Source organism: Phaeovulum sp. W22_SRMD_FR3 (assembly GCF_052113705.1).
Taxonomy (GTDB): domain Bacteria; phylum Pseudomonadota; class Alphaproteobacteria; order Rhodobacterales; family Rhodobacteraceae; genus JBGQOG01.
Genome location: NZ_JBGQOG010000001.1, coordinates 315,907 through 328,983, shown reverse-complemented (window position 1 = coordinate 328,983; position 13,077 = coordinate 315,907). Strand labels below are relative to the sequence as shown.

Here is a 13,077-nt window from a genome sequence, read left to right as displayed (position 1 = left end):
TGACGGGCCTGCGGCGTGCAGGCAATACCCTGGGAGGGCACGATGGCTCTGGACGGTATGACCGACGACACCCTGCCCCGGCGCGCGATGCGGGCCGAATTGCTGGATGCCGAAACTGAGATAGCTCTGGCGCGCGCCTGGCGCGATCACCGCGATGAGGCGGCGCTTCACCGGCTGGTGACGGCCTATATGCGGCTGGCGATTTCGATGGCCTCGAAATTCCGCCGCTACGGCGCGCCAATGAACGATCTGATTCAGGAGGCGGGGCTGGGCCTGATGAAGGCCGCCGACAAGTTCGACCCCGACCGGGGCGTGCGGTTTTCGACCTATGCCGTCTGGTGGATCAAGGCGAGCATTCAGGATTTCGTCATGCGCAACTGGTCGATGGTGCGCACCGGCTCGACCTCGTCGCAAAAGGCGTTGTTTTTCAACATGCGGCGGGTGCAGGCGCAGATCGAGCGCGAGGCTTCGGCTTTGGGCGAGCATCTGGACGGGCATCAGCTGCGCGCCCGCATCGCCACCGAGGTTGGCGTGCCGCTGGCGGATGTCGAGCTGATGGAGGGGCGGCTGGCGGGCTCGGACTACTCGCTGAACGCCACGCAGGGCGCGGATGCAGAGGGGCGCGAATGGATCGAGGCGCTGGAGGATGACGGCCCGCTGACCGAAGAGCGGGTGGCCGAGGCGCACGACAGCGCGCTGTTGCATCTCTGGCTGGAGAGGGCTTTAGCGGGCCTGTCTGCGCGCGAACGGCACATCGTGACCGAGCGCAAGTTGCGTGACGACCCGCGCACGCTGGAAAGCCTCGGAGCCGAGCTGGGCCTGTCGAAAGAGCGGGTGCGGCAGCTGGAGGCGCAGGCCTTTGGCAAGATGCGCCGCCGGTTGGAGACGGAAAACCCGGAAGTGCTGCAGCTTTTGATGTGAGGCATCGGCGGTCGGGCCGCTTTGACGCATCAATGCGCCGCGCCGGCGGATGCCCGATACCGGCTTTGACCGGGGGTGGGGTTGCGCCTGCGCCCCCTTTGGCTTGCCCTGCCCCCGGCCTGCGCCTAATGATGCGGGCAACCGGGGAGGCAAAGATGCTGACAGGCAAGAAAATCCTTCTGATCATCGGCGGCGGCATCGCGGCCTATAAGGCGCTGGATCTGATCCGCCGCGCGCGGGATGCGGGCGCGGAGGTGGTGCCGGTGATGACCCGCGCGGCGGAGGAATTCGTGACACCGCTCTCGGTCTCGGCTTTGGCGGGGACCAAGGTTTACCGCGATCTTTTTGATCTGACGGATGAGGCCGAGATGGGCCATATCCAGCTGTCGCGCGCGGCGGACCTTTTGGTGGTGGTGCCCGCGACGGCGGATCTGATGGCGAAAATGGCGGGGGGGCAGGCGAATGATCTGGCCTCGACGCTGCTCTTGGCCACGGACAAGCGGGTGCTGCTGGCGCCTGCAATGAATGTGCGGATGTGGACGCATCCGGCGACGCAGCGCAATCTGGCGACCCTGCGGGGCGACGGCGTGCTGACGGTGGGGCCGGGCGATGGCGTCATGGCCTGTGGCGAGTTCGGGCCGGGCCGGATGGCGGAAGTGCCGGAGATTCTGGCCGCAATTGGCGCGGCACTGGGCGCCGGGCCTTTGGCGGGCAAACATGTGCTGGTCACCTCAGGGCCGACGCATGAACCGATTGATCCGGTGCGCTACATTGCCAACCGCTCGTCCGGGGCGCAGGGTACGGCACTGGCCGCGGCTTTGCGCGATCTCGGCGCGCGGGTGAGTTTCGTGACCGGTCCGGCCTCGGTGCCGCCGCCCGCGGGGGTGGAGGTGATCCGGGTTGAGACCGCGCGCGAGATGCAGGCGGCCGTAACGGCGGCACTGCCTGCGGATGCGGCGGTTTTTGCGGCGGCGGTGGCCGATTGGCAGGTGCTGAACGCCGGGGCGCAAAAGCTGAAAAAAGATGGCTCAGGCCGCGCGCCTGCGCTGGAATTCGGCGAAAACCCCGACATTCTGGCGGGGGTGTCGCGGATGACCACCGGGCGGCCCGCGCTGGTGGTGGGTTTTGCCGCCGAGACTGAGACGGTCGTGGAGCATGCAACGGCGAAACGTGCCCGCAAGGGCTGTGACTGGATCGTGGCGAATGACGTGAGCCCGGCGACCGGGATCATGGGCGGGGCGGAGAATGCGGTCACGCTGATCACCGGGGCCGGGGCCGAAAGCTGGCCGCGCATGGGCAAGGATGCCGTGGCGCGGCAATTGGCGGCGCGGATTGCGGCGGCGCTGAACGGCTGAACGGGCTACGGGTGGCGGGTTTAGAAGCCTCCGGCGGGGATATTTGAGATCAGGCAAAGGGGAAGCGATGCGTCCGATCCTGAAGGTTTTGCGCGAAGATTGGGCGGATGCGACGGTGGCGCTGCCCGCCTATGAGACCCAAGGGGCGGCGGGGGCGGATATCCGCGCCAATCTGCGGCCCGAGGATCGCGCTTCGGGGCTGGTGCTGGCGCCGATGGCACGGGTGATCGTGCCGACCGGGCTGCGCGTGGCGATCCCTGACGGGTTTGAGATGCAGATACGGCCCCGCTCTGGCCTCGCGCTGAAGCATGGGATCAGCCTGCCCAACACGCCCGGCACCATCGACAGCGATTACCGGGGGCCGCTGGGGGTCTTGTTGATCAACTATGGTGCCGAGCCGTTTTGCGTCGTGCATGGCGAGCGGATCGCGCAGCTGGTGATCGCGCCCGTGGTGCAGGCGGGGTTCACGCTGGTCGCGGATCTGGACGCGACCGCGCGGGGGCAGGGCGGCTTCGGCTCGACCGGGCGGGGCTGACGGATGCTGGTGATCTGGGTCCTTGTCGTGCTGGTGGGCTTTGGCTGGGCGCTGAAACTGCCCCGGCGCGGGATTGGCGCGATGGTGGCGGGGCTCTGGCTGGCGGTGGTGCTGGTGCATCTGGCGCTGCCGGTCGGGCATCCTCTGGCGGTGGCGCTGGGCGGCAGCCGGGCGGGCTGGATCGGGCTGGGTGTGGTGGCGGTGCTGGTGGCGGGGTATCGCGCGGGGTTGAAGCGGCTGCATGCACGGGCGCGGCCTGTGGCGGAGGCTGCACCGGCGCGGCCCGGCAGTTTTTCGGCGACCGAGCTTGACCGCTACGCCCGCCATATCGTTTTGCGCGAAATCGGCGGGCCGGGGCAGAAAAAACTGAAGAATGCCAAAGTGCTGGTGGTGGGTGCCGGGGGGCTTGGCGCGCCCGCGCTCTTGTATCTCGCGGCGGCGGGGGTAGGGCGGATTGGCGTGGTGGATGATGACATCGTCTCCAATTCCAACCTGCAGCGGCAGGTGATCCACACCGATGCCCGCATTGACATGCCCAAGGTCTTCTCGGCCGAGGCGCAGATGAAAGCGCTCAATCCCTTCATCGAGGTGCGCCCCTACAACCGGCGGCTGACAGCCGAGGATGCGGCGGCGCTCTTTGCCGAGTATGACGTGGTGCTGGATGGCTGCGATAATTTCGCCACCCGGCGGATGATCAATGCGGCCTGCGTCGCGGCGAAAAAGCCGCTGATTTCCGGCGCGATTGCGCAATGGGAGGGGCAGCTGTCGCTGTTTGATCCGGCGCATGGCGCGCCCTGCTACCACTGTCTTTTCCCCGAGGATCCGGCCCCCGGCCTTGCCCCGCCCTGCGCAGAGGCGGGGGTGGTCGGCGCTTTGCCGGGGGTGATCGGTTCCATGATGGCGCTCGAGGCGATCAAGCTGATCACCGGCGCGGGCGAGACGTTGCGCGGGCGGCTGATGATCTATGATGCGCTCTGGGGCGAGACGCGGCAGATCGGGCTGAAACGCCGCGAGGATTGCGCGGTGTGCGGGACGGGTCACGCCAACTGAGGGCGGCGGGCTGCGTATAATTGGCGCGCGGGGCCGCTCGGCTCTGGCACTTGCTGAAGCGGGGGCATAGATTCGGGCCAAAGGAGACCCCTGATGACCAATGCGCTTTTGACCGACTGGACCGGCCCCTTTGCTCTGCCGCCCTTTGCCGAGATCACCGATGCGGATTTCGCCCCCGCCTTTGACGCAGGCCTGAGTGTCGCGCGGGCGGCGGTGGCGGCGATTGCCGAGGACCCGGCCGCACCGACCTTCGCCAATACGATCGAGGCGATGGAGGGAGCGGAGGCGCTGCTCGACCGGGTCTCGGGGGTGTTTTACAATCTCGCGGGCGCGGACAGCACCCCCGCGCGTGAGGCATTGCAGCGCGATCTGGCGCCGAAGTTGTCGGCGTTCTCCTCTGAAATCATCATGAATGCCGCGCTGTTTGAGCGGGTTGAGACCCTCTGGCGCATGCGCGACACGCTGGGGCTGACCCCGGAACAGGCGCGGGTCCTGAAACTCTACCGGCAGATGTTCGTGCGGGCGGGGGCGGCGCTGGCGGGGCCGGACCGCGCGCGGATGTCGGCGGTGAAATCGCAGCTGGCGGTGCTCTCGACGCAGTTCAGCCAAAATGTGCTGGCCGATGAACGCGGCTGGTTCATGCCGCTGGAGGCCGCGGATCTTGAGGGCCTGCCGGATTTCGTGGTGGCAGGCGCCAAGGCCGCCGCGGAAGAGCGCGGGCAGCCGGGCCATGTGCTGACGCTGAACCGCTCGCTGATCGTGCCCTTCCTGCAATTCTCGCCGCGCCGTGATCTGCGGGCACGGGCCTATGCGGCCTGGGTCGCGCGCGGGGCGAATGGCGGCGAGACCGACAACCGCGGCGTGGCCACCGAGATTTTGAAGCTGCGGCAGGAGCGGGCGCAGCTTTTGGGCTATCCGAGCTTTGCCGCCTACAAGCTGGAACCCGAAATGGCGGGCACCCCCGACCGGGTGCGCGAATTGCTGATGCGGGTCTGGGCTCCGGCCAAGGCGCGGGCCGAGGCGGATGCGGCGATCCTGACCCGGATGATGCATGAGGACGGGGTGAATGGTGATCTCGAGCCCTGGGACTGGCGCTATTATTCCGAAAAGCGGCGGCTGGCCGAGCATGACCTCGATGAGGCGGCGCTGAAACCCTATCTCTCGCTCGAGGCGATGCTGGGGGCGATGTTCGACTGCGCCACCAGGCTGTTTGGGCTGGAGTTCAAACCGCTGGACGTGGTGGCCTATCACCCGGATGTCCGGGTCTGGGAGGTCACCCGCAACGGGCAGCATGTGGCGGTATTCCTCGGCGATTATTTCGCCCGCGCCTCCAAGCGCTCGGGCGCCTGGTGTTCGGCCTTCCGTAGCCAGAAAAAGCTGGGCGGGGCGACGGCGCCGGTGGTGGTGAATGTCTGCAACTTTGCCAAGGGCGATCCGGCGCTCTTGGGCTGGGATGATGCGCGGACCCTGTTCCATGAATTCGGCCATGCCCTGCATCAGATGCTGTCGGATGTGACCTATCAGTTCATCTCTGGTACCTCGGTCGCACGGGACTTTGTGGAACTGCCGAGCCAGCTTTACGAGCATTGGCTGGAGGTGCCCGAGGTGCTGGCCAAACACGCCCGGCATGTGGAAACCGGCGCGCCGATGCCCGCCGATTTGCAGGCGCGGCTTTTGGCGGCCTCCACCTATGATCAGGGCTTTGCCACGGTGGAATATGTCGCCTCCGCTCTTGTCGATCTGGCTTTCCATGCCGGGGCGGCGCCGGCCGATCCGATGGCGATGCAGGCGCGGGTGCTTGATGATCTGGGGATGCCGCAGGCGATCACCATGCGCCATGCCACGCCGCATTTCGCGCATATCTTCTCGGGCGACGGCTATTCCGCGGGCTATTACAGCTACATGTGGTCCGAGGTGATGGATGCCGATGCTTTCGCGGCCTTTGAAGAGGCGGGCAATCCGTTCGACCCGGCAACCGCCGCGCGGCTGGAGGAGTTCATCCTCTCGGCGGGTGGGTCGCGCCCGGCTGAAGAGCTCTACACCGCCTTCCGGGGTCGGATGCCGGGGGTGGAGGCTTTGCTGAAGGGGCGTGGGCTGCTGGACGCGGCCTGAGCGGTTCCAGGCGGGTCGCGCCTGCTGAGCGAGGATGCCTCCGGCGGGGATATTTCAGACGAAGCAATGGGGGAGGGTTGCGCCTTCCCCTTTTGACATATCCCAGCGCCTTGACTTTGCCTGATTGAAAATATCCCCCGCGGAGCGTTCCTGCGCGGCAAGGCGAGACCGGCCGGGCTGCCTCAGTCGCGCGCCACATCCTTGTGGATGATCACATCGGTCTGCGGATAGGTGGTCAGGATCTTGCGCCGGAGCGCCGCGCCGATGTCATGCGCCTCGCGCAGGGTCTGGGTGCCATCGAGCTCAATATGCAGGTTCACAAAGATCCGGCTGCCCGCCATGCGGGTCTTGAGGTCATGATAGCCATGCACGCCGGGCCAGTTGCGGGCGAGGTCGGCGATGCCGTCGATCACTTCGGGGTCGGCGGCGCGGTCCATCAGCGCGTCCCAGGCGCCTTTGCCGATCTTCCAGGCGCCGAGTGCCATGATCGCGGCGGCCACCAAGGCCACCATCGAATCGATGCGGCCAATGCCGAAGCGGGTGGAGGCCCAGAGGGCGACAATCGCCCCCATCGACGGCAGCAGGTCACCCACATAATGCAGGCTGTCCGCCGCCACCACCTTGTTGCCGGTGCGTGCCGCGACATAGCGCTGCCAGACGACCAGTGCCAGCGTCAGGACAATCGAGATCACCATGACCTGAATGCCCGTGGCCTCATCGGCGAGCGGGGCAGGCCCGTCCTGAAGCAGCCGGTCCACCGCCTGCCAGCCGACGGCGATCGCCGCGCCGGTGATGAACAGGGATTGCGCGAGGGCCGCCAGATCCTCGGCCGAGGTATGACCGAAGGCATGGTCTTCATCCGCCGGGCGGGCTGCGTAGTAGATCGCCAGCAGGCCGCCGCAGGAGACCAGAAAATCCAGTGCACTGTCGGCCAGGGATGCTGCGATGGACAGCGAGCCGGTCTGATGCAGCGCCCAGAGTTTCAGCCCGACGAGGATTGTGGCCACACAGACGGAGGCGATCCCCGCCATCAGGTTCAGTTTCATCTGCTCGTGCATCTGACGCTCCCGCGCTGGCCGCCCGTGGGGACCTGATATCATAAAACCCGGCGATGCCACAGGCCGACGCAGCCACACAAGGTGGTCGCGGTGACGAAGCTGACAATCTCAGGCTGTCGCCCGTAAGGGCCGGAGGGGCGACTTAGTCGCGCAGCTCGTCGGGATCAACCCCCCACAGCTTGGCCTTGGGCACCCAGCCTTCTTCGCTGTCGGCCGAAACTTCGCACCAGTCGCGCAGGCAATCGCCAAGCTTGGCGATGGCGCCCGCCTCGGCCAGGGCCTTCACGCCGGATTTTTCATCCGGGCGGGCGCGCAACTCGGTCATATCGTCCTGAATGATCACCGTGCGAACCCCCGAAAGCAGGGAATAATGCACCCAGCCGCCCGCGCCATCGCGGTCTTCGACGCGGCGCCAATGGCCAAATTCGGCGGTGATGCGCAGCGGCATGCCGGGGTGGCGAAACACCCAGTCGATGCGATGCGACAGCGAGGGGCCGCGCCGCGCATTGCCCTCGGAGCCTTTGAGCGAGACGAATCGCGGCAGCGGCAGGTTGGTGACCGGCCCCTTGCCCGAGCGCAGGGCGGCGGCATTGTCATCCTCGCTGGGCAGGTCTTCGCCCAGCATGCTGTCATCGGGCAGGCCGAGTTCCGCGGCCTCGGCGCCGGTCAGCGGCCCCGTGGCGGGCGCATTGCGCGGGGCTGGCGGCGGCGGCGATTCTTGCGCGGCAATCGGGCTGAGCGCGGTCAGCCCATAGCCCATGAGCAGAAGCAATGCGCCCCCCGCGGCGATGCGTCTGAGTTTGACGACCGCTGATTCCGTGTCTTTGCCCTGCACCTGATCGTTCCTGCTCTGACCCTTGCACCGCCGCGGACAGATGTCTTTGGGCGGGTGCGGTTCCTGTCCATGCCCCGAAACGGATTTCGGGTGTCTCATCTCATGTGTCGGGCCTTGTACCTCGCCCCGTTGCAGGCCACTTTGCCAAAAGGAACCGCTTCAGGGAAGAGAGGAGGCCGCGAGATGCCCGCACCACGTCTGAGTGTTGTCGTGACGCGACGGTTGCCCGAGGTCGTCGAGACCCGGATGTCCGAATTATTCGATGTTGAGCTGCGGGAGACCGACACCCGCATGACCCGCGACGAGTTGGCCGCCGCCATGCAGCGCGCTGATGTATTGGTGCCCTGCGTTACCGACCCGATTGACGCCAACATGCTGGCGCAGGCTGGGGAAAAGCTGAAGCTCATCGCCAATTACGGTGCGGGCGTGGACCATATCGACGTCAGCTCGGCGCGCCAGCGCGGGGTTCTGGTCTCGAACACCCCCGGCGTGGTCACCGATGACACCGCCGATATGACGATGGCGCTGATTCTTGCCGTCACCCGCCGGATTCCGGAGGGGATGGCGGTGATGCAGGCGGGCGAATGGCAGGGCTGGTCGCCCACCGCCTTTCTGGGCGGACGTGTCGGCGGGCGGCGTCTGGGCATCCTCGGGATGGGGCGGATCGGGCAGGCGGTGGCGCGGCGTGCCCGCGCCTTTGGCATGCAGGTGCATTACCACAACCGCAAACGCCTGCGCCCCGAGATCGAGGAAGAGCTGGAGGCGACCTATTGGGACAGCCTCGATCAGATGGTCAGCCGGATGGATGTGCTGTCGGTCAATTGCCCGCACACCCCCTCAACCTTTCATCTGCTGAACGCGCGGCGGCTCAAGCTGATGAAACCCACGAGCGTCATCGTGAACACCTCGCGCGGTGAGGTGATTGACGAGAATGCGCTGACGCGCGGCCTGCGGGCGGGCGAGCTGGCCGGGGCGGGGCTGGATGTGTTCGAGCATGGGCATGAGATCAACCCGCGCCTGCGCGAGCTGCCCAATGTCGTGCTGTTGCCGCATATGGGCTCGGCCACCGTCGAGGGGCGGATCGAGATGGGCGAGAAGGTGCTGATCAACATCAAGACCTTTGCCGATGGCCACCGGCCGCCGGATCTGGTGGTGCCGGGGCTGCTGTAACCGCAGGCGGCGCGGGCCTCACCGTGCTGTGACCTTTTGCCGGGCGGCGTCGGGGAACCCCGGGGCCGCCCTTGTCGTTCCTGTGGTGACTGCTTTCACAGCACGGCTGCACAGGAGGATACGATGTCTACCGCTGACAAACTCATTTTGGACCCGATCAAAACCGCTTTCGACCAGCTCGATGCCGTCCGGGTGGGCATGCTGGGCGTGGAGGGCGCGCATCACCACATGCAGCCGATGACGCACCATCTCGACCGCGAAGAGGGGGCGCTCTATTTCATTGCCTCGCGCGACACGGATCTGATCCGCGACGTCGGGCTGGGGGCGACGGCGCATTATTGCCTCGTTGGCAAGGAGCAGGACTTTCACGCCTGTTTCAAAGGCCCGCTGGAGCAGATCGAGGATGAGCAGCGTCTGAATAAGATCTGGTCGCCCTTCGCGGCGGTCTGGTTCGACAAGGGGCGCGAGGATCCCAAGGTCTGCCTCCTGCGGCTGATGTTGCATGATGCCGAGGTCTGGGCCTCGGATGATAATGCGGTTTCGGTGGGCTGGGAGATGGCGAAGGCGCTTCTGGGAGCCGAGGACCGGCCCGAGATCGGCGCGCATCGCACGATTGATTTCCGCACGCTCGACGCGGCTGCCTGACCGGCTGCGGCTGCGGCAATAACGGCGCGGGCGGTGAGCTGCCCGCGAATTGGGGCTGCCCGCGAATTGGGCGATTCACAAACCGGATAGGACAGCGGCAAGGCGTGGGCCTTGTCGCTGTCGTGCTGTTTCATGCCGCTGCGTTCCGGCGAATATTGCCGGATGTCGCTTTCTTCTGGAAAATGTCGGGTCGGGTGTGCCGAATGGGCTGGCGTCTGGCAGATAGGACCCACGCGTCAGGCAAGGAGTCGCCCATGAAAACCCACGTGAAAGCTTTGGTCGTTGGCGGTGGTGCCGTCGGTTGCGGTGTTGCCTATCATCTGGCGAAGGCCGGGTGGGAAACCATGCTGATCGAGCGGGACGAGCTGACCTCGGGCTCGACCTGGCACGCGGCGGGCCTCTTGCCGCTGTTCAACATGGGCTATGCCACCACGCATATTCACAAATATTCGGTCGATTTCTACAAATCGCTCGAAGCGGAAACCGGGCTGAACGCGGGCTTTGCCGTCGTCGGCAACCTGCGCATGGCGCAGACGCAAGAGCGGATGGACGAATACATGCTCTATTCGAGCGTGGCCGAAACTGCGGATGTCTATCACGAATTCCTGACGCCCGCGCAGATGAAAGAGCGCTGGCCGCTCTTGAACACCGAAGATCTGCGCGGCGCCTTGTTCCACCCGCAGGATGGCTACATCAACCCCGCCGATGTGACGCAGGCGATGGCCAAGGGTGCCCGTCAGCGCGGCGTCGACATCGTCCGCCGCCTGCAGGTGAACGGCTATAAATGGACCGGCTCCGAATGGATCGTGACGCTGGAGAAAATGGTCGAAAAGGGCGGCAACCTCGTCGGCTCGGGCGAGCTGGTCGAGATCCGCGCCGAGCATGTGGTGACCTGCACCGGCAACCATGCGCAGCGCACCGCTCGCCTGTTGGGCATCAAGATCCCGGCGATCCCGGTCGAACACCAGTTCATCGTGACCGAGCCGGATCCGATGCTGGTCGAATACCGCAAGAACAACCCCGAACATCCGGTGCTGCGCGACGCCGATGCCAAATGGTATGTCCGCGAAGAGCGTGGCGGCTGGATTCTCGGGCCCTATGAGCGCGGCGCCCCGGCCCGCTTCCTTTATGACGTGCCGGAAACCTTCCGCGCCGACCTCTTCCCGCTCGATCTGGAGCGGATCGAAGAGGAATATATGTCGATGATCCATCGCCTGCCCTCGTCGGAAACCGTGGGTCTGAAGGACGATTTCAACGGCCCGATCTGCTACACGCCCGACGGCAACCCGCTGGTGGGTCCGGCGCCGGGTCTGCGCAACATGTGGCTGGCCGAGGGCTTCTCTTTCGGGATCACCGCCGCGGGCGGCACCGGCTATTACCTCGCGCAGATGATGGTTGAGGGCGAGGCCGAGATCGACATGTCGAGCCTTGATCCCAAGCGCTATGGCAACTGGATGACCACCGAATATGCGGTGCGCAAGAACGAGGAATGCTATGAGCATGTCTTCATTCTGCACCACCCGGATGAAGAGCGCGAAGCGGCCCGCGCCCTGCGCACCAGCCCCGCCTATGACCGCCAGAAGGCGCGCGGCGCGCAATTTGGCCAGATCAACGGCTGGGACCGCCCGAACTACTACGGCCCGGTCGATGCGCCCGCCGATTTCGACCACAACAGCCGCAGCTTCCGCCGTGGCGCCTGGGTGCCCTATGCGGTGGCCGAAGCCGAAGCCGTGCGCAACACCGCCGGTCTGATCGACGCCACCGCCTTCACCAAGCACCTCGTGCGCGGCCCGGGCGCGACCGCCTTCCTCGATTGGTTCACCACCAACAAACTGCCGAAGGTGGGCCGCATCAACCTGACCTATGCGCTGACCCCGACCGGCACCACCCGCACCGAATATACCATCGTGCGGCTGGCCGAGAATGAATACTACATCATTTCGGCGGGGGCCTGGACGGCCTATGATCAGGATTACCTGCTGAAATGCGCCGAGGATAAGGCACCGGAATTCGGCCATATCGACATCCACGACATCACCACCCAATGGGGCGTCTTCGCCATCGCCGGACCGAATGCCCGCGCGATCCTGAAAGAGATCGTCAAGGATGCCGATCCGGAAACCGTGCTGGGCAACAAGCGCTTCCCCTGGCTCTCGATGCGCAACATCGAGCTGGGCATGTGCCCGGTCCGCGCCATCCGTGTGGCCTATACCGGCGAGCTGGGCTGGGAGCTGCACCACCCGATCGAGATGCAGAACTACCTCTTTGATCTGTTGATGGAAGCGGGCGAAAAGCACGGGATGAAGCTGGTTGGCGGCCGCGCGCAAAACTGGCTGCGTCAGGAGAAATCCTACCGCGCCTTCGGCACCGAGCTCGGCCGCGATGCGACGCCGCTCGAGGCTGGTCTCGACCGCTTCGTCGATCTGGAAAAGGACTTCCAAGGCAAGCAGGCGATGCTCGACACCGGGATCCGTGCGAAATGCGTGACCTTGCTGATCGACGGTCCGGCGGATGCCGATCCCTGGGGCAAAGAGGCGCTGGTGCTGAACGGCGAGAAAATCGGGCGTCTGACCTCGGGCGGCTGGTCGGTGGGCTTTGGCAAGCAGATCGGCATGGGCTATGTGCGCCCGGATCTGGCCGAAGTGGGGACCAAACTGCAGGTGCGGATGTTCCGCGAGCTTTATGACGCGGTGGTCACCGAAGACAGCCCGTTCGATCCGACCAACGCGCGGATCCGCGTCGACGGCTGAAGCGGAACAAAGTGACTCGAAAAGGGCGGGGGAAACCCCGCCCTTTTGCGTTTGGCCCGTCCGGGTTACCTGCCCGGGCCGAAATCGGCGGCGGTGATCACCCCGTCGCTGTTGCGGTCCATCCGGGCGAACCAGTCCGCGGTGCCCGCAACGAATTCCGTCTTGGAAATCAGCCGGTCACGATCGCTGTCGAGACCGGCGAGCATGGCGCCAGCGCCCTGCGTGCCGCCCGGATTGCCCTGCGGCCCCTGACCTTCGCCCCGGCCTTTTCCGAACCCCTTGCCCATGCCGTCCATCGGCCCGTGACCTGCAGTCATGTCACCCGGCCTTCCGGCGCGCATCCCGTCGGGCATCCCCGCCATCGGCCCATGGCCATTCTCGGCCTCCGCCGCGTGATGCGCGTCGATGGCGGCCAATTCGTCCGCCGAGAAGGTGCCGTTGTCATCGGCATCAAACATCACGAAAATATCGCCGCGCCGGGCGGTTGCTTCGGCCAGGGTCACCTGACCATCGCCGTCCGCGTCCCATTGCGTCACGAATTGCGCCCCCGGCGCCCCGGTTTGCGCAACGGCCGCCCCGAGGCCCAAGAGGGACATCAGCGCCGTGCTGAGCAAGATGGTTTTCATCGGTCGTTCCTGTCATATAT

Annotated in this window: 11 protein-coding genes; 8 read left to right on the top strand and 3 right to left on the bottom strand. The window is 65.8% G+C overall.

Annotated features, from left to right (window positions below; all coding sequences use genetic code 11):
- The first annotated feature begins 42 nt into the window (after positions 1-42).
- The 5 genes from ACEN2S_RS01545 to ACEN2S_RS01525 all read left to right on the top strand — a co-directional run bounded on the left by ACEN2S_RS01545 (position 43) and on the right by ACEN2S_RS01525 (position 5,973).
- Complete coding sequence (locus tag ACEN2S_RS01545; RefSeq protein WP_441861434.1) at positions 43-921, top strand: RNA polymerase factor sigma-32; 879 nt, start codon at positions 43-45, stop codon at positions 919-921.
- Between the two features lie 155 nt (positions 922-1,076).
- Positions 1,077-2,276 (top strand): bifunctional phosphopantothenoylcysteine decarboxylase/phosphopantothenate--cysteine ligase CoaBC, encoded by a 1,200-nt coding sequence (gene coaBC, locus ACEN2S_RS01540; protein WP_441861431.1) that lies wholly within the window; start codon positions 1,077-1,079, stop codon positions 2,274-2,276.
- 67 nt (positions 2,277-2,343) lie between these two features.
- Complete coding sequence (dut, locus tag ACEN2S_RS01535; protein WP_441861428.1) at positions 2,344-2,811, top strand: dUTP diphosphatase; 468 nt, start codon at positions 2,344-2,346, stop codon at positions 2,809-2,811.
- Between the two features lie 3 nt (positions 2,812-2,814).
- On the top strand, positions 2,815-3,861 hold the full coding sequence (locus tag ACEN2S_RS01530; RefSeq protein ID WP_441861425.1) for a HesA/MoeB/ThiF family protein: 1,047 nt from the start codon (positions 2,815-2,817) through the stop codon (positions 3,859-3,861).
- Between the two features lie 93 nt (positions 3,862-3,954).
- Positions 3,955-5,973, top strand: coding sequence for a M3 family metallopeptidase (locus ACEN2S_RS01525; RefSeq protein WP_441861422.1), 2,019 nt, complete (start codon positions 3,955-3,957; stop codon positions 5,971-5,973).
- A gap of 182 nt (positions 5,974-6,155) precedes the next feature.
- Here the strand turns inward: ACEN2S_RS01525 and ACEN2S_RS01520 are convergent, their stop codons facing one another.
- A complete protein-coding gene (locus ACEN2S_RS01520) occupies positions 6,156-7,031 on the bottom strand; it encodes a cation diffusion facilitator family transporter (protein WP_441861419.1) in 876 nt (291 codons plus the stop codon).
- A gap of 142 nt (positions 7,032-7,173) precedes the next feature.
- Entirely contained in the window at positions 7,174-7,656 is a 483-nt protein-coding gene (locus ACEN2S_RS01515) for an SH3 domain-containing protein (protein ID WP_441861834.1), read from the bottom strand.
- Positions 7,657-8,049: 393 nt separating this feature from the next.
- Between ACEN2S_RS01515 and ACEN2S_RS01510 the strand changes: the two genes are divergently transcribed.
- The 3 genes from ACEN2S_RS01510 to ACEN2S_RS01500 all read left to right on the top strand — a co-directional run bounded on the left by ACEN2S_RS01510 (position 8,050) and on the right by ACEN2S_RS01500 (position 12,431).
- Positions 8,050-9,036 carry a 2-hydroxyacid dehydrogenase gene (locus ACEN2S_RS01510; protein ID WP_441861416.1) on the top strand — a complete coding sequence of 329 codons (987 nt, stop codon included), beginning with the start codon at positions 8,050-8,052 and terminating at the stop codon, positions 9,034-9,036.
- Positions 9,037-9,159: 123 nt separating this feature from the next.
- On the top strand, positions 9,160-9,681 hold the full coding sequence (locus tag ACEN2S_RS01505; RefSeq protein ID WP_441861413.1) for a pyridoxamine 5'-phosphate oxidase family protein: 522 nt from the start codon (positions 9,160-9,162) through the stop codon (positions 9,679-9,681).
- Between the two features lie 254 nt (positions 9,682-9,935).
- Positions 9,936-12,431, top strand: a complete 2,496-nt coding sequence (locus ACEN2S_RS01500; protein ID WP_441861410.1) for a GcvT family protein — start codon at positions 9,936-9,938, stop codon at positions 12,429-12,431.
- Between the two features lie 65 nt (positions 12,432-12,496).
- Here the strand turns inward: ACEN2S_RS01500 and ACEN2S_RS01495 are convergent, their stop codons facing one another.
- A complete protein-coding gene (locus ACEN2S_RS01495; protein ID WP_441861407.1) occupies positions 12,497-13,057 on the bottom strand; it encodes an EF-hand domain-containing protein in 561 nt (186 codons plus the stop codon).
- Positions 13,058-13,077 lie beyond the last annotated feature (20 nt).

Bases quoted from the DNA above. Each gene is read 5' to 3' on its own strand.
- ACEN2S_RS01530 (WP_441861425.1), top strand. From the start codon at position 2,815: ATGCTGGTGATCTGGGTCCTTGTCGTGCTGGTGGGCTTTGGCTGGGCG.
- coaBC (WP_441861431.1), top strand. From the start codon at position 1,077: ATGCTGACAGGCAAGAAAATCCTTCTGATCATCGGCGGCGGCATCGCG.
- ACEN2S_RS01505 (WP_441861413.1), top strand. From the start codon at position 9,160: ATGTCTACCGCTGACAAACTCATTTTGGACCCGATCAAAACCGCTTTC.
- ACEN2S_RS01545 (WP_441861434.1), top strand. From the start codon at position 43: ATGGCTCTGGACGGTATGACCGACGACACCCTGCCCCGGCGCGCGATG.
- dut (WP_441861428.1), top strand. From the start codon at position 2,344: ATGCGTCCGATCCTGAAGGTTTTGCGCGAAGATTGGGCGGATGCGACG.
- ACEN2S_RS01500 (WP_441861410.1), top strand. From the start codon at position 9,936: ATGAAAACCCACGTGAAAGCTTTGGTCGTTGGCGGTGGTGCCGTCGGT.
- ACEN2S_RS01520 (WP_441861419.1), bottom strand. From the start codon at position 7,031: ATGCACGAGCAGATGAAACTGAACCTGATGGCGGGGATCGCCTCCGTC.
- ACEN2S_RS01495 (WP_441861407.1), bottom strand. From the start codon at position 13,057: ATGAAAACCATCTTGCTCAGCACGGCGCTGATGTCCCTCTTGGGCCTC.
- ACEN2S_RS01510 (WP_441861416.1), top strand. From the start codon at position 8,050: ATGCCCGCACCACGTCTGAGTGTTGTCGTGACGCGACGGTTGCCCGAG.
- ACEN2S_RS01525 (WP_441861422.1), top strand. From the start codon at position 3,955: ATGACCAATGCGCTTTTGACCGACTGGACCGGCCCCTTTGCTCTGCCG.
- ACEN2S_RS01515 (WP_441861834.1), bottom strand. From the start codon at position 7,656: ATGCTGGGCGAAGACCTGCCCAGCGAGGATGACAATGCCGCCGCCCTG.